Consider the following 22,838-nt stretch of genomic DNA (forward strand, 5'->3'; position numbering starts at 1 on the left):
TATACCTCATTCTACTTAACTAGCTCACTTAAATACTCAACTGCCTTGTATGACATGTTTTTTATATGGGGTACAGTATCTTTGAGTTTTTGTTTGATCTCCTCTTCCTCTCTTACCATTTCATCAAATGCAGCTTTCAACTTATTACTATTAGAGATTTCCTCTATACCTAAAACTAGCTTTTCTTCTCCGAATAAATCTTTCGCAATGCCTTTAGATTTGATACTATATCCTAATACCATTGTCGGAACACAGTTGGAATAGGCAGCTATCGTCGCATGTGTCCTAGCCCCTATAAAGAATCTCATTCTAGCTATATATCCTTTATATTGTATGGCGTTTAAGTGATCTGGTAAGATAATGACTCTACCCGTATTCTTAAATTCTTCATAATATTTATTAAGAACTTCATAATCATTATTTCCATCAACGACAACATGCGGCGTTAGAGCAACTGTCATATTTGTTGTATGTAAAATATGATTGATTAGTTCTCTTACCGCAGCTTGAGAGTTCTTATTCCGATTCCAAACAAGCGGGCTAAAATTCAGTCCTACGGTGTTCCCCTCTTGCCATCCTTCAGGGAATTCTAATTCTTCTTTTTCCATTGTAAATGCAGGATCGGCACATAATTTAACATTATTGAGCCCTTTATTTTTTAACATATTATAAGTAAGTGATTCACGAGCAAGTATTAAATCAAACAATTTTAAGTCTTCTAGTGTTCGCTCTGACATATCCTCTTCACCGATTGAACACCCCCATAAAACTAATTTTTTCCCCTCTTCTTTTACCTTTTTATCAATTTCATATAGTGCCGGCTGGTCCCCATAACAATAGTTATCTCCACCTACCGATAAGAGTACATCCATGTTTTTTATATGTTTAATTGTATTACCCTCCATTTTACGAAAGGCAAAGGACTCATCTTTAAATAACTTTACTTTGAACGAAGAACGAAACCAATCATATGAGTACTTTTTTATCCTACGAGAAGATCCATCAAATATCCCATCTAATTTTGTCATGCTTTTATCTGTATCAGGTTTTCCTGATACTAAATATACTTTTGCATCGTGCAACTTTTCTTTTATAATATTTGTTGAGGAACGTACTATAGCTTCACAGCCTCGATTAAGACTGCCCCCATGTGCAAACATCATGATTTTCATAACAAATCCTCCAGTATTATTTATTTCTGAATCTACTATAGGCAGTAGCACAATATAAACCTATGATGGATTTTCGTTTCATCATATTTACAATAAACTTTTCATATCTTCCTAACACATGGTAGACTTCATTGTAGTAAACAAATAGCGCTTCTTTAACGTCTTTATTGCAAATCATGTTCTTTACATATTTGTATCTATTACTAAAACTAATATCTTGAGATGGTTTCAAATATAGATGTATGTATGACATTACGTTATTCACAAGTTTGATCGACTTAAGCTGCTGTAACTTTTCTTTATTCATAATCCCTGTAAATATATCTGGTAAATTTAAATTGTATACTTCTAAAGATCTATTAAAATAATCTTTTCCTGCTATATTCCGCGTTGCACTTCCCGCTACCTCTCTGTAATGGTATCCTGCATACTCTAGATACTTCACAGTGAACGCGTAACTAAAAAACCTTATGTTAAACAGTCCATCTTCTCCTAATGCAACTTTTTCTGGAAACCCTATACTCTGTTCTTTTATCAATTCATTCCTAAATAGTTTATTTACTACACTATTTAAATTATCTGCTTTAATGAAATAAGGTAATAGTTCCTGTTCTATATAGTTTTTTTTCAATGTGGTATCGATAGGAAATGGATACTTTGTAATGACCTTATGCCCATCCATTTCGCTTTCAAAATTAGAGATTACTACATCACAATCATCATATTTTGCTGAATGATATAGACGTTCATACATATCATTTTCTATATAGTCATCTGCATCAACAAAACCTATATATTCTCCTGTGGCAATATGTAATCCAGCGTTCCTCGCCATACTTACACCTTGGTTTCCCTGATTGATTAGTATTATTCGATTATCCAATTTTTGATAGTGTTCAATCATTTCCCCACTTCTGTCCTTTGAACCGTCATTAATAAAGATGAACTCACAGTCTTGAAGTGTTTGGCTTATTAATGATTCAATACATTCAGCAACATATTTTTCTGCATTATAAACAGGGATGATGACACTTACTTTTATACTCATGGCACCCTCCTTTCTTGATAACTTCGCTCAATATATCAATTTGTTTCATATTCTATAACTTCATATAACTTATTTAGCTCATATTCATTGCTGTAATCTTTATTATTCGTATGATTGATCAATGTATCTCTTAACTCTTCGTTCATAAATAAACGCTCTATTCCTCCTGCTATTCCTTCTGCACTTAGATCGCAAATAATCCCATCTACTCCATCTTCTACTTGACTGCCCGATGTTGGATAATTCGTTATTAAGATAGGTTTACCTAGTATCTGTGCTTCTGTAACTGTAACTGCTTTGCCTTCATATCTGGACGGCTGTACATATATGTCACATGCTTTTATATATGGATATGGATTTGTTTTTTTTCCTAATAACACAAAGCTGTCCTCCAAGTTGTTCTTGGCAATCAATTCTTCAAGCTCTGTTTCATATCCCCCATATCCGACTACATACCACTTCATATTTGTAAATCCTTTATCATGTAATAACCTAAGTGCCTTTACGGCAAGATCGAACCCTTTCACATAAGACAGCCTTCCAACAGAGAGGATAGTAAAAGTATCATTATGTTTATCATTTAATGTGATTTCATCTTCAGCCATACTCTGTATAAATCCTGGTGAAGTGATATTTTCAATTAGGATGACTTTATCTTTTAATAACGGATATGTGGTTAAAAACGAGTGTGTGCACTCATCTGATATAGAGGCAATATAATCAAACCTATTCCACATTTCAAAATCAATTTTATTATCTATTTCTAATTTACTGTAATCCGTATGAATCCAGGCGATCTTCTTTTTAGCATCTATCCTATTAGACAGCACATCATGTGGCCATGCATAACTGATCGCTACATCGTATTGCTTCTTTTGCTTTGGCATGAAATATGACGAATACTTTGAAGTAAGCTGCATTTGAATATACCCTGAGCCCTCTTCTAAATTTCTAGCTTTTGCTTTTATATTTGCTACATACCTAGACATGGTTCTAATCAGAGTTACAGAATAATGCCCTTCCTTCAAACATTGAATAACGGGTTTTCTAAATACAGTGTACTTATCTATTTGCGGTAAAAGATTCACTTTATTAGGGATTAGATTCATAAAGTCCCCTCTATGTTCAAATACTAATAAATCTACATTATATTGGGCATAATCAAAGCTTTCTAGCATATTAACTAGGCTTCGTTCAATTCCACCAATTTCCATGTCATAAACAGAAATTAAGATACTTTTTTTCATTTTATTTCCTCACAATACAATGGTTTTAATGAATATTTATTAACCATTTGCACGAGCATATTGTAAAATATTATTCTCTCTTTTATTTAAGAACATTGAATTAGCGGGAACATTCCCCTTTACAACACTACCGGCCGCTATGACCGCATTATCACCTATTACTGTGTCCTTCAAAATAACTACGTTAGACCCAATCCAAACATTTTCCCCTATGATCACCTCGCCTTTTATTAGGTGAGTATCGTCTACATTTTTATAATTATGATCATGGTCATTTATACACACATTAGGAGCAATCTTTGTATTTCTTCCTATTGAAATTCGATTAATACAATTAATATTGCAATTATCATTGATGAATACTTTTTCTTCTATGTTTAGCTCACCATTAAAGTCAATTCGAATGCTTACATTCTTTCTAATAAATACAAATTCTCCTATGTTAACTTTTGAGCGTTTATTAAAGATCTCTATTCTACTGTTAGCTTGAAGGGAAAATATAGAAGAATGAATGTTTTTAAAATACATTAATTTAAAAAGGAACGCTCTCAATACTCCTATCAAATGCGATATATTCATTATGAACATAAAATAAAACCCTCTACTGCGACAATCTGCAATAAGGGTTTTAACCATTTTCTTCAATATATTCATCGTGGTATTTCTCCTTCACGATTAGATTTCATCTAGTTAGCTTTCTCAACTTAGCAATACTATCGCCACCAATAATCCTCGATAATGCTAGTTTCACATTGCTCTTCAATCTAACCCTTGGCGGTAGCCAACTCTTATAAAAATGGTGCATAGCATATGTGTTTCCAGTGATAAACTTTCTACAGTTGATATAATCATATGGAGAGAGGTATGTTTGAGGATAAAAAGCCCCTATCTCATCTATTTCCTGATATTGTCCATTCGCTTTTAAACCGATATTCATTAGTATCTCAGTAACAATCGCTACATTGGTCAACCCGTCATGAGTTCCATCCTCTTTAATGAAGCTTTTTTCGTTATATGAATCTAGAAACTCTTTAATCAACTTATTGCCTTTAGCAGCCCCGATTGTACTTGTAGCAATATAGTTCTCCTGTTCGAATCCCCAAAATGAATCATGATGCAATAGATCATCGAAGGGTTTAAAAACCTCAACATCCGTATCTAAATAAATTCCGCCAAAGCGATATAAAGCATGTACCCTTACATAATCACTTACGAAGGCAAACTTTCCAGATTCATAAGCTTCTCTTACATATGAATTACTGGCGATATCGAAGCTATCCTCATTCCACTCCCTAATTTCATATTGGGATAAATTCTTCCTCCAACTTTCTATACATTTTTTTACAATATTAGGTTTTTCTTTTCTTCCAAACCAGCAGTAATGTATCACTTTAGGAATTCTATCTTTATTTTGTGACATTAAATCACGTCCTAAAATTTAGTTTTTATAAGTTTATATATATGCCCCCTATTTCCTTAGCAAGAAATAAATGATCTTATCTATTCAGGTGATATTCAGATGTAATTTGAATGGCCCTAATCTTATTATTCCCTTTTTATAAAAATTTTCTGCCAAATAGTCGAGTTTCATAATGAATAAACTACCAATTTAAATAATCACTTCGGTAATCTATACGAAGTGCAACTACTTGCTCAAAATAAAAATAAATAAAATAGAATAGTATCAAACCAAAATAGACAAATTTTCTATTATTTTTTACGAAAAGCTCTAAAATCCAAGATATTAATATTAAACTATACAATCCAAAGTAAATATTAAATCTTGCGAAGATCCAATTCTGAGTTGAGATGACCATGAAAATAAAACCCAAAAGTGTTAAGTTTACAATATAATCACTTTTCGGCCATAGTTCCCTAAGCCTTTCTCTTCCCAAATAGGCAATAACTAATGGTACGGCGGTAACTGCGACTCGCAATATATTTGCCCCGCCTTCAGAAAAATTCTGATAGTTGCTATATTGAGTACCCTCAATAGCCGAAAATAAGACTGCAGAAAACTGATTAAACCCCATCGCAATCAGTACACTTAAAAAAAGCAAGCCAATAGAAATCTTCGTCCAAGCTTCCCTTCTCACTATGAAATAAATAGGGATGAGTATTAAAGCTGATTGGTGAACTGTTGAGGCCAACAGTATGATAGCTATGAATTTTTTCCAATCACCATTCAGAATATATTTTGTAGATGTAAAAATAAGCGCTGCTGCTAAATACTGCCTTATGCCATTCATCGATACGGTATACATACCCAACGTTATATAAACATATAAGCTCAATTCAAGTTTTCTAGAATATTTACTTAGAATGTAAACAATGAGCATATTTGTTATTAATGCAGTTGTAAAAATAAGCAATTGTGGATCGTCCGAGATTCGGTGTAATATTGACTGATAAAGATTAAATCCAAAGTCGCCCTCGAATTTTATATTCATCAAGTTAGAATCTTCGATCAGAGTATAACTAAGCATATAAAAAGGGGTGTCACCTATATTTTTTTGAAGACCTGCTACGAGAACTAAAGAAAGCAAGGATAAGAACACAAAAAATTTATTTACTTTAACAAATGGTAAATCTTCAATTGGATTTGAAAAATATCTTGCAAAAAACGAAGAAACGTACACGACAATAAGATTCATCCAAAAAATCCCCACAGATAAAACCCTTTCAGTAAATGGATTACTGCATGTTTTCATTACTTTTTAATACAGTCGCTTTTCCTGTATTTTGTATATATAAATAAAGAATAATTCCAAACGGTACAGCGACAAAAGTAATGATTTTACAGGGTGACTCAAACAAAAACTTATAATTTTTTATCATTAGATTACTGGATACGTAATGCATAGATTCCCGAAACTTCTCCTTTAGTGAAGGAGCATGTTTCATGGCAACTTTTCTGAAGAAAGAAAAGCCATTTGGATTTCTCTTATACTGCTTTATGATGTTCATGCTGGATCCATCGGCTAAATACTCAACATGACAAAGTATTTCATTCATAATAAGTAAAGGACATTTCTGATCAATCAGGATATATTTGTAACTTAATGGGCAATACTTTTCACCAGGAAATATCGGATAGGGAGGGGTTTTCCGTGTAAGTTCCGACCGATAAACTAATTTTTTATCACCCTTAACGCCATATTTTCCATATAAATTTGAAAGAGTGGCTTCCTTTAAATTATTTGGCATGATTGTCCCTATAATACCTCCATCGGGGCTTGCATCCAGACCGGCTATACCTGCATACTTATCGCTCCCGTTTTTCTTCCAAAATGAAACGATTTTCTCAACTGCATCATCCGCCATATAGTCATCGGAATCAATACAGACGTTAAGCTCTGTATCTATTAATCCATAAGCGGTATTATGTGCACCATGCATCCCTTGATTTTCTTGATAGTGATAGCGGATGGGAATTTGACCCTCACTAATCCAACCCTCTACAAGTTCCTTTGTATGATCTTCTGAACCATCATCAATGATTAACCACATAAAATCTGTCCAAGTCTGTCTTTTTAAACTCTCGTAACAGAGATGAAGGGTATATGCCCGATTGAATGCAGGTGTAAAAACGGTTAAGGTCGGTTTCATGACCATTCCTCCAAAACTATAAGTTTATCTTGCTTGCAAAGCATGTTCTGCATAGTATTCTGTCAACCATTTAGCCATTGTTACGGTATCAAATCCATTTTGACGTAAAAGCTCTGCTGTATCGGTGTGTTCATATGAAGAAGACAGGATCCTATTTGCCCATTCTTCTGGTGACGCTTTTAGATTTACAAATTCAATCCGACCTGAAACATCTGTTTCACTTGTAATCGTATCTGACACCACACATTTCAGACCTGCAGCCTGCGCTTCCACTAAAACAACTGGTAGCCCTTCAAAAAGTGATGGAAATAGAAACAAATCCATTCCTTGCATAATGTTAGATACATCTTCTCGAATACCTAAAAACATCACACTTGAAGATAACCCTAAGTCGGCAACTTTCTTTTCTATAAATGGTTTCAAATGACCTTCACCCGCCATAACGAGCATCGAATTGGGCTGTTTATGATGTAAAACTTTAAATATCTCAATTAGAAATTCATGATTTTTCTGTTTATTAAACCGACCAATATGGCCCAAAACTAATTTATTTCCAGCATTAAACTCATTCCTTATCTTACTGCGAATCTTCCCGTCATATTTAAATTCATCTACGTTCACCGCATTATTAAGAACGGTTATTTCCTTCGAAGCGGGTACTCTTTGTCCAAATAGCCATTTTCCCGCATTTTTTGAACAAGCAAAATACTGATTCGGGTTATCCTTCATGGTAAATCTCGCATATAAGCGAAAAGGTAGCTTTAGATCAATACCCAAATCACTTAAATGGCTATGAGCAATGCGGCACGGAACTCCGACTCTCTTAGCTGCCCTGAGCACAAAACTGCTATTTTCGTTAATATGGGAGTGAACCACTTTGTATTCTGAATGGACAGTGAAAAAATGATGAAGCTGTTTAAAATACAAACGATAATTTCCAGGTCGGATTTGTGGCATTCGATAAATCTTTCCCCCAAGGCTCAAAATTTCAGCATCATAATGGCCTTCTTCCGTTCGATGAACCATAAAATCAAACTGTATCTTATTGCGATCCATCTGCCGGTAATAATTCATCAACATCGTCTCAAGTCCACCGCGATTCATGATGGTAACTACTTGCAGGATTCGAATCGGTTCCACACATATCACTCCTATCTAATAAGCTTTCTAAGTGAATTCATAGCGACCAGCATGACATAAAAGCCGGTTGCAAATCTCGACTTTGCACAAAAATAAAACGCTCGCCAAACAATGGGAAAATAGATCATCTCAAATTGCTTGTAGGAGCGCTTTATACGTTTATCACTTAGAATTGAACTTAGTTTCTTAATTTTTTTCAATACAGGTTCTTTGTTACTTTTACTTATGGTGTTTAATCCAAGTCCCAATGTATTCAGACAGATACGGTTATTGAGGGCTTGATAGAAAGGTTCCGGCATATTTTTTTCCAGTAAAAAGCTTTCAATCATGCTGTAAAGTGTGAACCATTGATCCTTTAAATTTGGTTTATATCCGGATGTAACCGATGTTTCATTTGAGCGCCAGTAATGATAAAACGGTTTATTGAGAAAGACAAATGTATTTGCGTAATAACATGTATGTATATTAAAAAGGGAGTCTTCGTTCGTTCCTATTCGTTTAAGATCGATAAACTTTAGGCTATTTTCTCTAATAATCTCGGCGCGATATAGCTTTGACCATACGGTTCCCCATGCATCCAGAAGTTCCGGATTGGCTACCTCTTCTTTCATCGGGCCTACCAAACGTCTCATAACCTCAAGTTGTACTTCGTCATTTTTATAACATACCTTTTCGGGCATCTTGAACTTCTTTTCTTTTGCATGTGTTCCAAATTCTCGGGTGTATGTGCACATGACGATATCAGCTTTATCCTGTATCGCAGATTGATATAATTGTTCATACATCTCTTTGTCTATCCAATCATCTGGGTCAACAAAACCAATGTATGGTGCTTTTGCTACAAGTAATCCTTCATTTCTTGCTGATGACACACCGCCGTTTTCCTTTTCTATGATGACAATTCGTTTATCTTCTTTAGCATACTGCTTTAGCATTTCTAAGCTGTTGTCTATAGAGCCATCATTTACTGCGATAATTTCAATTTCTTTTAGACTCTGTGATAGCAAACTATCTAAGCATCTGCTTAAATAACTTTCTACATTATATATAGGCACGATTATGCTGACTTTTGGATCCATGAATATCCTCCAACATATAATGGGTATAAATTTTGCTTAGTTCTGAACCGACTTGGGATAGTGAGTATGTTTTCAGGTGACTCACACTTTCCATACCCATTTTTTCTCTTCTATCATTCGACTGTACAAGTTCCAATAGCCGCGCAGAGAATAGCCGAAAGTTTTCAGGTGGTATAACGTAGCCATTTACTTGATCTTTAATCAACTCTCTATGCCCTCTATTTTCACTCGCGACTACAGGCAGACCACACGCCATCGCTTCCATAATATTGACCGGAAGTCCTTCCCGTAGACTTGAAGCGACAGCCACATCACTTATCGACAATAATGATTGGATGTCGTTCCGATAGCCAAGGAAGTGAACCATCTTTTCCACTCCTAGCTTGATAGCTAACTCTTCGCACTCATTTAGTAAAGGTCCGTCCCCTGCTAGCAGCAGCTTTACGTTCGGCACATCATCTTTAAGTAAGGCAAGGGCATGAATTAATAGCTGTTGATTTTTATTTCTATTAAATTCAGCTGCGTAAAACAGAAAAAAATCGTCCCGGTTATACCCGTACGATTTTCTTAATTCATGCTTCTTCTTTTCACTCACCGGTTTATATTGATTTGTATCAACACCAACACCATGAACGAGTTCGATTTTCTTTGCCTTGAAATTATGGTTAACAGCCAAGTTATAATCCTCTTCATTAATGGTGATGAGACAATCTGTGTATCGAGCTAGTCTTTTTTCAATCGGATAGTAAACCATCCAGTTCAAAAGCGGGGCCCCTTTGCAAAAGTGAAAGCCGTGAGCCGTATAGATGACCTTGGTTCCAACTTTCCTTGCCTGGCGTGCAGCCAATCGTGCAAGGACGCCCCCCATTGGTGTATGACAATGAATAATTTGGTACCTTTTTTGATCAATAATCGCTTTTAATTCTTTATAAGCACGAAGATTTACGGAATTAAATGGCGACCTTTGAATAGGGAGATCATACTTTTCATCTACATAGGAAAGATCCATGTTGCCACTTGCTGCAACATGGACCTCCCAGCCCTGTTCTTTAAACCATTTCATATATGGCAAGTGAAATGCTTTAAAATGATAATCGACCGTTGCGCAAAACAGGATTCTTCCAGACATTTTTATCACCCTCAGGTCTTTTAGTTATCGTACCTTTTGATTATTGGGGCTTTTTGTCTTCCTTTTCCACCTTCCAGTTGACGACGGCCTTCATGCCCCCTTTGATTTTATGATCAGCATTGTCGATTAACACCTTGACTGGATATGTTTGTTTATTTTCATTTGACATTAATCCAACATAAACAACCTTTCCATCAACCTTGATCTTCTGTGTTGGAATCTCTACTTTTACCGATTGGTCTTCCTTCCAACGATTAATCATGCTTTCTGGAACATCGATGCTAATGTAAAGCTTATCTAGGTTCGTAATTACAAATAACGGGAGCCCAGATGAAACCACTTCCCCGATTCTCCCTTTTTTCTCGGTAATAAATCCGTTAACAGGGGCGACTATCTGCAAATTGTTATAACGGGCGCGAATTGCTTCAAGTTCTGCTTTTGCATTTTCAACGGAAATTTGTGTCATCTGACTAGTTACAGAGGAAGACTCCTTTTGAAGTTTCATTGTATCTTGTGCTGTGTTGTTTTTTTTCTGCGCAGCTTGATTTGCTTCTTGAGTATACTTTGTTTTTTCCCGCTCGTACTTTGCTCTATCTTGTTCATACTTCGCTTTTTCTTGTCCATACTTCGCTTTTTCTTGTTCATACTTCTTTTTTTCTTCTTCGTACTTTTGTTGGATACTAGCTTTGACTGTCTCTGCTCTGACTGTCTCCACTTCCACCTTTTTCTTCGCACTCTCCAGTTCAATTTCCGCCTGATCTTTTGCTATTGCGGCCTGATCTATTTCTTCTTGGGAAACATCTCCAGCCTCAAACAGTTCACTTGTCTTTGTCCATTCTTCTGTTACCGCATTAAGCGTTAGTTCCGCATCCTTCACTGCATTTTTAGCAGCTTCTAATTCAGGTTGCCCTGACGACGATGCTGGTGCTGCTGGTGCTGCTGCTGGTAGCTTTGGAGACTCTGGTGTCGGCGTAGTCGTATTATGGCTTACCGTTGTGGTCTGATTAAGACTTGCCATTGTTTGATTAAGAGCAATCTGTTGCTCCAGAGCCGTTAAATTCCCTTGTGCTTCAACAATTTTTATTTGATCTTCTGCCTGTTTGACTTCAGCAGCCAGATCCCCTTCATCCAGTTCTGCTAGTTTTTGTCCTTGTTCTACATAAGAACCTAAGTCGGTAAAAACATTTTTGATTTTCCCCTCAATGGATGGAGACACAAGCACTTCTTCATACGGTTCAGCCCGTCCGCTTAGCGTTATACCTTCTTCGGAATTGGCTTGTGCTTCCACCTGTTTCAAAGTTGGTTTAGCAGCTTGTGTACCTGTGATACCTATACTTAATAGTGCAATACTACATATAGTAGCTCCTAATTTCTTGAATTGCATCAAAGTCCCTCTCCTTTTTATAGCCATTCCTTGGTATCCTAATTGATTGCCTGACTCATTTTCTTCCTTTATTCTTTAGTTTTTTCGGGATAGCTCTTTTTCCATAACCATTGAAAGATAATCTAATACTTCATTCTTTAACTCCGGATGCTGTAGGGCAAATTCGATTGTTGTCTTGATAAACCCCATCTTTTCGCCAACATCATATCGGACACCTTCAAAATCGTATGCATACACGGCTTCGTACTTGTTCAGTTCTGCAATCGCATCGGTAAGCTGAATCTCTCCTCCTGCACCCGGTTCCTGCTTACTTAAAATCTCAAAAATTTTTGGACTCAATATATAACGGCCCAATATAGCTAGATTGGAAGGTGCCTCTTCTTTCTTTGGCTTCTCAACTAAACTGTTCACATTATAAAAACGCTCACCAATCATTGTCCCATCGACAATACCATATCTTGAAACCTCATCATCCTCTACGTGCTGTACACCAATAACGGATGAATTGTGACGCTCATATTGTTCAATCATTTGCTTTAAGCAAGGTTTCTCTGCTTTTACAATGTCATCGCCTAACAACACCGCAAACGGTTCGTTGCCGATAAATTTACGAGCACACCAAATCGCATGCCCTAATCCCCGTGGCTCTTTTTGACGAATATAATGAATATCCACCAGTTTAGATGGCTTTTGGACCTTATCTAGCAAATCAAACTTACCCTTTTCCAATAAATGATGTTCCAATTCAAAGGAGTGGTCGAAATGATCCTCAATCGCCCTTTTTCCCTTTCCCGTTACAATAATAATATCTTCAATCCCTGACTCTACCGCTTCCTCTATAATATATTGGATGGTTGGCTTATCAACGATTGGAAGCATTTCTTTAGGCATCGCCTTTGTAGCAGGAAGAAATCTTGTACCAAGTCCTGCCGCTGGTATAATAGCTTTTTTTACTTTCATCTTTTCATACGCTCCCTTTTAAAAATTCATACGGACATTGAAACTAACTTTTTCGTGGCTACGTTATGATTAGCTATCGCTAATAGCTCTTCCCTTAGTTTCTCTCTATCAAGAATTGGATAAGTCGAGATGACCGTTTCAATTTCTTCTATCGAAATATTTGTTGTTTTGCCTATGTAAATTTTCGGGTATACGTGCTGCTCCTCTACCTCATTGTCTTTAAATAATTCTTCAAAAAGCTTTTCACCGGGTCTTATTCCTGTGAACTCTATGCCAATGTCCTCTACCGTGTTTCCAGATAGTTTAATTAGGTTCTTCGCAAGATCGACTATCTTCACCGGCTCTCCCATGTCCAGCACAAAAATTTCCCCACCTCTAGCAAACGCGCCAGCTTGAATGACGAGTCTTGATGCTTCCGGTATCGTCATAAAATAACGAATCATATCAGGATGAGTAACCGTAACCGGTCCACCCATTTCAATTTGTTTCTTAAAGCGAGGAATTACACTTCCACGGCTACCCAATACATTTCCAAAACGCACAGCCACAAACTTCGTCTTACTCGTTTGATCCATGTATTGAATGATCATTTCAGCAATCCTTTTTGTTGATCCCATGACGCTCGTCGGGTTCACCGCTTTATCAGTCGAAATCATGACAAACGATTCAACATCATTCTGACTTGCTGCTTTAGCAGCATTCATTGTTCCAATCACATTGTTTTTTACCGCTTCTTCCGGATTTCGTTCCATTAACGGCACATGCTTATGGGCAGCAGCGTGGTAGACAACATGAGGATGATAGGTGCTCATAACCGCCGCCATTTTCATTTCATCTTGTAAATCCGCAATCTCCGTTATAAATTCAATAGCCGTATTTTTGTATAAATCCTTTAATTCTATTTCAATCGTGTAGATACTGTTCTCCCCATGCCCTAATAAAATGAGCGTTGCAGGATTGAATTTTGCAAGTTGACGACAAATCTCCGAACCGATTGATCCTCCTGCGCCAGTAACTAATACCACTTTATTTGTGACATAATCAGAAATGCTATCCATATTTAATTCGACTGGGTCCCTACCTAACAAGTCCTCTACCTGTACGTCTCGAAATTGATTAACCGAAACCTTGCCTGTTGCCAGATCTTCAATCATTGGAAGAATTTGCGTTTTCACCTTTGTCTTCGCACATTCTTGGAAAATTACATTTAGTTCCTTTTTACTTAGAGAGGGAATGGCGATCACCACATTCTCAATACTCAGTTCTTTAACAGTCGTTTCAATATGTTCCACACCACCAAATACCGGAATCCCAAGTATATCCAGATGGTGTTTTTTTACATCATCATCAATAAATGCGACAGGCAATAGTTCTGCATGATGATTATTTAGCAACTGTCTTGCAATCATCGCCCCCGCAGAACCAGCCCCGATAATTAGCGTTCGCTTTTTGTTATCGTCTTTCTTCATATACAAGTCCCGAAACATTCTCCAAGTAAAACGCGATCCTCCAATTAATAACATATGCAGCATCCATGTTGTGGCAAGCAAACGGAAGTATATGTTTTGACTAATGATTAGTTGAACGGCAGCTGTCATGATAATCGTAAAGGTAATCACTTTGAAAATAATTAATAACTCTCCTATACTTGCATATTCCCATGACTTTTTATAAAGCTTATAAAGATAAGAAAATAGATGATGACCGAGTAATAAAGTAACAGAGTATATGACTACAGGTATCGTTATGACATGGAGGTCAGCATTCACTAAAAAACTACTAAAAAAAATGGCTGTCAATACGATGGCCGAATCTATGAAGGCTATCAATGACAATCTCTGACGATATGTCAAAATACTCACCCTTTCAACATTGATAATTATAGTAAGATGTTTTCTTTAAAATTGTCATGCCTCTTTTAATGGCCTATTCTATGGGCTTTCTAATCTCTTCCACTTGTTCTTTTGATGCATCTTGTTTGATGTAGCGGACCGTCTTCTTAATAGACTTCGGGAACTGATCTATATTTCCCACCTTTTGCTTGCCACTCCTTATTAATAGTAAAGTGCTTAACTATACATCCTTTTCATGGGGTGATTCTTCCGTCAGTGAGCATAATAATGCCCATCAATATGGACTAAAGACCATATAGTTAAAAACTTTAATGAAAGATAAATAGGGCATTCAACCCTCCCTCACACCACACTTTTGACGACTAGCGTCTAAGGTTTGTTTAAAACCCACAGCATGATCGAGTATCTCCATTGATAACGGCAAGGAGACATCGCCAATATAATAAACAATCAGCAAGGGTTTTCCTTCAGCCCTAACTGGATCTTATTCTTCTATTCAAGTTTTGTAGAAGGCTCTTACTTTCCATTGGCTAAATTTCTTATATAACTCTTCACATTCATTATAAAAATCATTTTTGTTCTTAAAAGAGAACAAAAAGATTAAAATTTTTTTCATTCACTTTTTATTGAGAATCACACCTACACACTTCGCTCGTGCAAGCTCCAATAATCTCTTTGCCTCTACTATCTCTTCCGCTTTTGTCTTGCCGTTGCACACGACTAAAATGGTGCCTTCACATTTATTTGCCAAAATTCTTGCATCTGTTAGCTCCAAAACTGGAGGGGTATCAAATAGGATAACCGTATAAAGCTCTTGTGCTATTCCAATCAATTTATCCAAAGCCGACGAAGAAAGCAAATCAGCCGGATTGAATGGAACCGGTCCGCTTGTTAAAACCGCTAATCTTTCAATTTCCGTTCGTTTTACCGCTTCTTCAAATGTTGTTTCTCCAGTAAGAACGTTAGCCAGCCCTGACGTATTTTCAATGTCAAACATTGTATGCAATGTCGGCATTCGCAAGTCAGCATCAACAACTAATACTTTTTCTCCTTGCTGTACCATGGATATAGCTAGATTCGTAACCGTTGTCGATTTTCCTTCTCGATAGCCTGGAGAAGTGATAATCAATGTTCGATACTTATAATCAATAGACGAAAATTGAATATTTGTGCGAATGGTCCGATATTGTTCAGATATCGATGAATCAGGACTAGTATATGAAATTAAACCTCTTTCCTTTTCTTTAATTGCCATTTGATCCACCTCATCGTTTTAGCCAGTTCGTTTTCTATTTTTGCTTTTCATATTTTTTCTGTTCATTTTCACAATCGATCCGATTGTCGGTAGGTCTACTAGTTGCTCAATTTCACGTTCCGAATGAACGGTTTCGTCTAAACTATCTAGAAACAGCACGATTCCGACACTGAGTACGAGCCCGATACCAAATCCAATGACTAAATACTTTAATGTCGATGTTGACTCTGACTCAACTAAAATAGGGGCTTTATTAATCTGTGCCTCTGATATCATTCTCGTTTCGTATATGCCTAGTATGCTGCCAACTTGTTTGGTAAAGATGCCCGCTGTTGAATTCGCTATGTTCGCTGCTAATTCTGGATTCGTATCTGAGACTGTAATTTTGACAATTTTCGAGCCACCCTCATTTACAAATGTAATTTGTTTATCCAGATTATCTAATGACGTATTTAGACCCAACTCTTCAATAACCTTACTTAACACAGTAGGATCTCTAAGAATGACTTCTAACGTATTGGAGGCGTTATTCTCTTCCATATTGAGAAAAACGCTTGCAGTAGATTGATAGACGGGCGGAGGTGCCTCTAATGTCATGCTATAGTACCCACTTGCTGCTGTAGTAATGGCTGTAATAATGAATAATAGCAAAAACCGTTTTTTTATGACACCAAACAACACTTTAAGGTTTATTTCTTTTTGCATGACAACCTCCAATACCATTTCATACCATTCGTGGTGCATAAACACCATTTTTAACATGAAGCTTACAGACACGGCCTTCACTTTGTTGTTCTTTACAAAGAACTAAATACCCAAATTTTTTTTCCTATTAATCTGAAATCGAACTTAAATCCACATATCCACTTAAATTTTAGGCCTAATGTAGCATTTATATATTCATATTAGTTCATTATAAAGAACGAGTCAAGCCTATTTTCTTTAATTATTATATTGTTTGACTGAGCATTTCTAGCATAAATTTAATAACTATAAAGGATTATATTTGTATCACTATTTTAAAAGAATACTATTTACACCTTTTATCCAAAAAAGCTATTAGAAAGGGATGTTTAAATTTCCCTATGTCCTCTTGATTAATCAGATATCTTTCTATCAATGAAGTGAGAATCATTGAACAAATACCTTCTTAGCATCGTTCCCATGAAATCCAAAGAAATTACCCGTGAGTTTAGCATACTCCATATAAGTTGTTTGTCGACCTTCCTTTGTTTTCCACCATCTACTCGAGTCATATCCATTATCAGGAACCGAAGAATATAGGAGCTTAATTCTGCTTTTTGAAATGGCCTTTGTAAAATTGCTTTTCACCCTTCTCATATGATAGTTGGAGGAAACGACTATAGCCGAATGAAATTGATGCTCAACCATTAGTTTTTTCGTAAATAACGCATTTTCCGTCGTACTGCTTGCATGGTTTTCTAGGATAATGGAATCAATAGGTACCCCCATTTTTAGCGCAGCCTCGTATAAACCGTCCTCTTGGCCGTTTGAAATCATAATATAAGATGCAAATCCTTGGTTATATAGCCCAACACCTTGTTCCAAACGCTCAATTCCCCCACCACTTAAAACAATGATTACGTCAGATTTCACTGGCTTTTCATTAATGACAAGAAAATCCCCCGCCTCTTTCATCAAAGTCATAACCGTAAGGACGATTCCAATCATCGTCAAGATTACCCATTTACGTTTAACCATTACACTTTCCTCTCATTACTCTCTAATGGAGACTTTCTATTGCTTCTTAAAGACTCTAACTTAAACCTTTTAAGTTTCCCCTTGTTCCAAACCATTCACTTGATAAGCAGCGACTGATTAATCAACGATGGGCCATCACTATAATTGTCATTTCCCTCCTAGGAAAAGGCCTGTTTCCTCATTTTTCTCCACATACATAAGATGGGGCGCAAGGGAAAATATAAGAAGTGAATTTTTTTAGGTAACGGTAAGGTTTCGACATCTGTAGGATATGGATACATCCAACTTAAGATATATAAGAACTTCTGCTGTGTAGACATAAGAGAATATAAATAGCGTTGATGAAATTTTGATATATCTTCAGGAACTGGTTCCGTATGTAAGTTCACCATTCTTTCTAGATAGAAGATGGTCTTTTGGGCTAATTGTTTTGAGTGGCTTCCTTGAATCAAGGGTTTCATTCCTTTTGAAATAGTTGTTCCTAGAAGTTCTGAACTTAACAGCATGGCTTGGCCACCTAATTGTTGGTAATGGTACTTTCTTAACGTTTTGTTAAGCGCGACCCAATCTTGTTCTTTCTTTACGATTTGATGAATATCGATTAACCATCGAAGCCGTGACCAGCCATGACGTGCCCCATGCGTAACAAGAAAGAAAAATAAATCCTCATTCCCTAATATATATGTCGGATAACTAGTAATTTCACTGATTCTCTTTCTTTCCCACAATTCATTAAAACATGGTTCCATACTAGGTCCAGGGTTTAATCTCCAATGAACTTCAAGTTTAATGTTTGTTTTCGGATGGAAAAAAGTTATATGATGATGTCTCCATTTCCAATCACTCAATACGGTTTGAAAATAGTCATTTTTCTCATATCCATTTTGAATTAATATATCTTCCACCTTAGAAAGTTTCTCTAAGGGTACAAGTACATCTAAATCGCCAGATGTACGAAGGGAAATATCTCCGTAGAGCTCAGAGCCAAGCATGGGACCTTTTAGAAACAAGATCTGAATATGATGGTCTGTCAACAGTTCACTTACTTTTTCCATTTCTGCAGTAAGATGTAGCATTTGAAAAGTGTTTCTTTTATACTCGTGCTGTAAGGTTTGAAGAACATTTAGAGGTACAAGGTTTTCGTGCTTTTTCAACTTGGAAAATAACAATGGATAAACTCGATGGTGCATGGCTTGCTTAAAAAACAAATGCCAATCGATTTCTTTCAGCCAAACTTCACTTTTTTGTAGGAGCAGATCATCACTTTTTTCATTTAGGATTTCAAGTATGAATGTTAACTCTTTAGGGATAAGTGCTAAATTAAGATTGTTATTATTATTCATTGTATTCTCCTTAATTGCGATTATTGCAGTTTTTCACCTTGTTACATATAACATCACCCAAACTATGTAAAAAACGCGTATCCTAAAGTATTAATTCGACTCTTAATTATGAATGACTCCTTCACTTTTAATTGATAAGCTGTGAAGCCAGAAACCGGACGACGTAATCGGTACATATCAATGTGGTTGATGATTCTTGCCGAAGTCTTAAAATGCCATTCCATTCCCCCTAATCGTGGGATAAGAAAATTACGATATGTATGATGGTAAGAGAGTGTACGAATTCGCTCAAGTCCTTGGATTGAGTGAATTTCAACCTCTTCATTTTCTGTTTTGACTAATTCAACAATACCAGCAAGAGGTAAGGGCTCTGCAAAGTATTGTGTGTGAGCAGGGATACAATATTTCATTTCTCGCCCATATAAAGAATGATAATGATTTGATTCCATTTCAAACTCTGCTAGACTTTCCTATCATAACTTTTGCTGAGGATAGGCTGGGTAACAAAAGGAAGTTGATCTTCGGAAAGAGATATGGAGATAACGTCATCGCTTAGAAATTGAAACCCTTGATTAGGAATGCTGTTGCCAATGTCGATTTTCCAGAATCTGAATCACCGATAAATATATATGCCTTGCCATGAATCGCTACTGCACTACCGTGTGACGGGAGTATACTTCTTTGCATTAATAATCACTAATACATAACTCCTAATGATGTCTTCTTGGAAATCAAGTAATGGGGAAACGATGAATTTATCTCCATCTTGAATTGAAAATATAGCAATATCCTCAATCTGAAACACTACTAAATTCCCTTTAACGACAAATTGCCTTTTTGAAGGAGATAACTTCCTCTACAACTAGCTTAAATCACCATTTCAATTCTAATATCTGCTATAGCTTACTTAATTAACTCCAACTGTTGATGCAATTCTGGTAGAAGAATATCACTATAAATATTCACTCCAAATGATAAATAAAATTACCTCAAATAATGCCCTTATGCAGTATTTTCCTGGATAAGGGCATTAAATTAGGTTAAGTCTATTAAGTAAGTAATAAATTAAGAACCATGATGAATTCCTGTTTGTCCTTCTTCACCAAGGGCGGCATTATAGCCTTCATCATATTTACCCCAGTTTCTACTTGCCATTGTTTGATCAATATGGAGCACTTCTAGCATCGGTTCTTTCCATTCCTTTTTCATTGTCCTCACCTCCTCTCATGTGAATTGTTTGATGAATCTATAAATAATTAAGCTATACATTGAAATCTGATAGTCTAAATCAAATGAATTCTCTTGGCGTGGGCCTTGCTTCATTTTTTCAAATGCGTTATTTAGAACTTCAGTGTTCATTAGTTCTCCTATTTTTGAATCCTTACGCAAAACATCTAATTCATCTATAAAATCATCCCAATACGGCGTCATTCTATGAACACAATCTGCTCCTTGTACACCTCGAATTGTTTGATTCAATCGGACTTTATCAGGTAAATAAGTTTCCGTAGCTCTTCTAATTAATGATCGTCCTACTCCATTTTGAACGTATTGCTCTTCAGGTACAGTTAAACAGAAACGAATAACGTTTAGATCATTAGTTGGATCTCGTTTCCATAGCGAATAACGTAACGAAAGCTTGGCGCCTAAAGCACCGGTCGCATTCCAAGAATACAGTTCTTCGAAGTGCTTTTTTCTTTCTTCATAAACATTATGTTCGTATGGAGATTGGATCTGTTTAATGCCATGTTCTTCAAGTTTTGCGAACACGTCCGTTTTACTGGCTAGTTCAGGATTAATGATTAAAGGATATTGATCTGTTTCGTCTGGAAAAAATTTATTCATACTAGGGAAGGCTATTCTACTAATATTTGGAACCCTTCTTAATCGATTTCCCCCAACCTTTTTACTATATTGATTTAATTCTTTATAAAGGCGAATCCATTTTAATCTTTTTAAAAGAATTGCGTAATAGTTATAAACAGGTCCCCAAGAAACACTTAAATTTCCCCTACCTCCATTTAATAAAACACCTATTCCTTGTTGTCGAGCTTCTCTAAAGATGCCATCAATCCAATTAGAATTTGCAAAAAACTTATATGGCATTTCTAAATATTGAAGTAACTCATCAATTTCTAGTAACGGATTCGTTTCAGCAAAATCGTAATAATGATCCCTTATATTCCCAACGAAGTCTACAGTTGAGGAAATAAATGGCCGTTCATCCGCTATTGTATTTTTCGGTGTCCAATCTATAAAATCTGTAGGTGGGATGGAACTAAATGTATGTAATATTTTATTGTCATTACGTAATGCTCTTGAAGCGAAGCTAACAACTGAACTTGAGTCTAATCCCCCACTTAAATGCGCTCCTACTCCATGATGTGTTCGTAATCGTGCAGTTACAGCATCTTGAAACACATGGCGAAATGCTTCTTCATATTCCTCATTATTTTTTAAGTTTAACCGTCCGATATTAGTAATTGTGCAGTATCTCGAAAATGTTATACGACCTTCTTTTAGCGAAAAACTGTGTGAGGGAGGTAATTGTTCAATGTTTTTAAAGGCAGTAATAGAAGTATCAACAGCATCATTCATACCTGGTATTGCCAAGAACTCTGCTAACCACTGTTCATTTAATTTCCTCTCAACATAAGGAAGTACCAAAAGAGGTGCAATCGTTGTACAAAAAGCAAATTTGTTTTCACCTCTATAAAAATATAAAGTACGACTCCCCGAAAAATCCCTTGCCCCAAAAAGCTTTTGATTTTTCTGGTCCCAAATCATAAAGGCAAAGTCACCAACTAATAATTTAGGACATTCTTCGCCCCATTTTATGTAACTTAATAAGATTAATTTACTATCAGGCATACCTTTTCTGTCCGCATAATCCACTTGTAATTTTTCAAATAATTCTTGACGATTATCAATAATAGCATCAGCTGTGATCGCTAATTGTGCTTCATAATCATAATAAGGCAATGGTTCTCCAATTGATTCAGGTGTAATCCACTGTGCATGACATCCAAGAAAGGTTCTCTCGTCGTTCCATGTTTGCACATTATCGGCAGGATATTTCTGCAAAGCATTCATTAGTCCTCTACCGTTCTCAATCGATATAGGCTCGTCATTAAAATGAATAATTCCGGTTATTGCACTCATTTTTTCCTCCTTGAACGCAGTTAGTGAACGGAGTCATAATGGATGATTGTTACCAAGTGACTCATTCATCTTCTTAAGGTGAATGGACTAAATCGAAAGTCCTGTGATATTTAGCTACCTTCCATAATCCCAATCATGCTACACAACAATAGTTCTATATAAAGAACACACATGTAATAAAAAATAGCAAATTTCCTTTATCATATCTGCCATTAATTAATACTTAGTATCCACTTCAATGTTATTCATTATAAAGAACAGTTACTTTTTTAATATCATCCTTTCTATAACCTGTCAATCACTTTTGAATGCTTTGTGTACTGATTTTTTTGCGGTTTCATTATTAAAGAAAAGATTAAGTAAAAAAGATGCCGTTCTTTCTATTTATTTCGCTGCATCAGTAATATATCGAGCTTTGTTTCAATTCTATTTAACGTTTGCAGAAGGTTTTCTTCAAAGTCGGATTCTTTTAGATCTCTTTTTTGGGCCATTTCATATATGAATTGCTGCTGGTATCTCAATACCTTGGTAGAGGGGTTGATTTTTTTTCCATTCCTTGCTTCCAACTTCTATCACTTCCTCTTACATAGTAAAAACGTCCTTTTATATAAATCTTAGCTTTTCTTTTTATGCATATATGACGGGATATTTAGAGTTTTGGAACTGCCTTAATAGATAACCTCTTTTTTGTCCCCATCAATTGTCTGAATTTTCCGCCAAATCATTCAATTTTTC

20 protein-coding genes are annotated in these 22,838 nt (G+C 36.0%); all 20 read right to left on the minus strand.

What is annotated here, in order from left to right:
- Nucleotides 1-11: 11 nt before the first annotated feature.
- Nucleotides 12-1,172, minus strand: coding sequence for a polysaccharide pyruvyl transferase family protein (locus AC625_RS22115; protein ID WP_049683242.1), 1,161 nt, complete (start codon nucleotides 1,170-1,172; stop codon nucleotides 12-14).
- Between the two features lie 16 nt (nucleotides 1,173-1,188).
- Nucleotides 1,189-2,220: a glycosyltransferase gene (locus tag AC625_RS22120; RefSeq protein WP_049683243.1), complete on the minus strand. Its 1,032-nt coding sequence runs from the start codon at nucleotides 2,218-2,220 to the stop codon at nucleotides 1,189-1,191.
- 35 nt (nucleotides 2,221-2,255) lie between these two features.
- Nucleotides 2,256-3,467: a glycosyltransferase gene (locus tag AC625_RS22125; protein ID WP_049683244.1), complete on the minus strand. Its 1,212-nt coding sequence runs from the start codon at nucleotides 3,465-3,467 to the stop codon at nucleotides 2,256-2,258.
- Nucleotides 3,468-3,506: 39 nt separating this feature from the next.
- Nucleotides 3,507-4,121 (minus strand): acyltransferase, encoded by a 615-nt coding sequence (locus AC625_RS22130; protein ID WP_245645067.1) that lies wholly within the window; start codon nucleotides 4,119-4,121, stop codon nucleotides 3,507-3,509.
- Between the two features lie 28 nt (nucleotides 4,122-4,149).
- The gene (locus AC625_RS22135) at nucleotides 4,150-4,887 is read right to left on the minus strand and encodes a glycosyltransferase family 32 protein (RefSeq protein WP_049683245.1); all 738 of its coding nucleotides are present in this window, start codon (nucleotides 4,885-4,887) and stop codon (nucleotides 4,150-4,152) included.
- Between the two features lie 181 nt (nucleotides 4,888-5,068).
- Nucleotides 5,069-6,136 (minus strand): EpsG family protein, encoded by a 1,068-nt coding sequence (locus AC625_RS22140; protein WP_049683246.1) that lies wholly within the window; start codon nucleotides 6,134-6,136, stop codon nucleotides 5,069-5,071.
- A 25-nt stretch (nucleotides 6,137-6,161) separates the two neighbouring features.
- Complete coding sequence (locus AC625_RS22145; RefSeq protein WP_049683247.1) at nucleotides 6,162-7,076, minus strand: glycosyltransferase family 2 protein; 915 nt, start codon at nucleotides 7,074-7,076, stop codon at nucleotides 6,162-6,164.
- A 24-nt stretch (nucleotides 7,077-7,100) separates the two neighbouring features.
- Nucleotides 7,101-8,216 (minus strand): glycosyltransferase family 1 protein, encoded by a 1,116-nt coding sequence (locus tag AC625_RS22150; protein WP_049683248.1) that lies wholly within the window; start codon nucleotides 8,214-8,216, stop codon nucleotides 7,101-7,103.
- Between the two features lie 11 nt (nucleotides 8,217-8,227).
- Nucleotides 8,228-9,295, minus strand: a complete 1,068-nt coding sequence (locus AC625_RS22155) for a glycosyltransferase (RefSeq protein ID WP_049683249.1) — start codon at nucleotides 9,293-9,295, stop codon at nucleotides 8,228-8,230.
- Nucleotides 9,258-10,424, minus strand: coding sequence for a glycosyltransferase family 4 protein (locus tag AC625_RS22160; protein WP_049683250.1), 1,167 nt, complete (start codon nucleotides 10,422-10,424; stop codon nucleotides 9,258-9,260). Before AC625_RS22160 ends, AC625_RS22155 begins: the two co-directional genes overlap by 38 nt.
- Before the next feature lie 40 nt (nucleotides 10,425-10,464).
- A complete protein-coding gene (locus tag AC625_RS22165; protein WP_049683251.1) occupies nucleotides 10,465-11,808 on the minus strand; it encodes an HlyD family secretion protein in 1,344 nt (447 codons plus the stop codon).
- A 75-nt stretch (nucleotides 11,809-11,883) separates the two neighbouring features.
- Nucleotides 11,884-12,768, minus strand: coding sequence for a UTP--glucose-1-phosphate uridylyltransferase GalU (gene galU, locus AC625_RS22170; RefSeq protein ID WP_049683252.1), 885 nt, complete (start codon nucleotides 12,766-12,768; stop codon nucleotides 11,884-11,886).
- 26 nt (nucleotides 12,769-12,794) lie between these two features.
- A complete protein-coding gene (locus AC625_RS22175) occupies nucleotides 12,795-14,621 on the minus strand; it encodes a polysaccharide biosynthesis protein (protein WP_049683253.1) in 1,827 nt (608 codons plus the stop codon).
- A gap of 616 nt (nucleotides 14,622-15,237) precedes the next feature.
- Entirely contained in the window at nucleotides 15,238-15,876 is a 639-nt protein-coding gene (locus AC625_RS22180) for a CpsD/CapB family tyrosine-protein kinase (RefSeq protein WP_049683254.1), read from the minus strand.
- A gap of 18 nt (nucleotides 15,877-15,894) precedes the next feature.
- A complete protein-coding gene (locus tag AC625_RS22185; protein WP_180320133.1) occupies nucleotides 15,895-16,581 on the minus strand; it encodes a YveK family protein in 687 nt (228 codons plus the stop codon).
- A 426-nt stretch (nucleotides 16,582-17,007) separates the two neighbouring features.
- The gene (locus AC625_RS22190; protein ID WP_049683255.1) at nucleotides 17,008-17,598 is read right to left on the minus strand and encodes a YdcF family protein; all 591 of its coding nucleotides are present in this window, start codon (nucleotides 17,596-17,598) and stop codon (nucleotides 17,008-17,010) included.
- Between the two features lie 158 nt (nucleotides 17,599-17,756).
- Nucleotides 17,757-18,941 carry a nucleotidyltransferase domain-containing protein gene (locus AC625_RS22195; protein WP_049683256.1) on the minus strand — a complete coding sequence of 395 codons (1,185 nt, stop codon included), beginning with the start codon at nucleotides 18,939-18,941 and terminating at the stop codon, nucleotides 17,757-17,759.
- 62 nt (nucleotides 18,942-19,003) lie between these two features.
- Nucleotides 19,004-19,390: a hypothetical protein gene (locus tag AC625_RS28670; RefSeq protein ID WP_425415465.1), complete on the minus strand. Its 387-nt coding sequence runs from the start codon at nucleotides 19,388-19,390 to the stop codon at nucleotides 19,004-19,006.
- A 616-nt stretch (nucleotides 19,391-20,006) separates the two neighbouring features.
- Complete coding sequence (locus tag AC625_RS27070; protein WP_156187618.1) at nucleotides 20,007-20,150, minus strand: paeninodin family lasso peptide; 144 nt, start codon at nucleotides 20,148-20,150, stop codon at nucleotides 20,007-20,009.
- A 15-nt stretch (nucleotides 20,151-20,165) separates the two neighbouring features.
- Nucleotides 20,166-22,103, minus strand: a complete 1,938-nt coding sequence (locus tag AC625_RS22205; RefSeq protein ID WP_049683257.1) for a lasso peptide isopeptide bond-forming cyclase — start codon at nucleotides 22,101-22,103, stop codon at nucleotides 20,166-20,168.
- Nucleotides 22,104-22,838: the final 735 nt, after the last annotated feature.

Source organism: Peribacillus loiseleuriae, from assembly GCF_001183985.1.
GTDB classification, from domain to species: Bacteria; Bacillota; Bacilli; order Bacillales; family DSM-1321; genus Peribacillus; species Peribacillus loiseleuriae.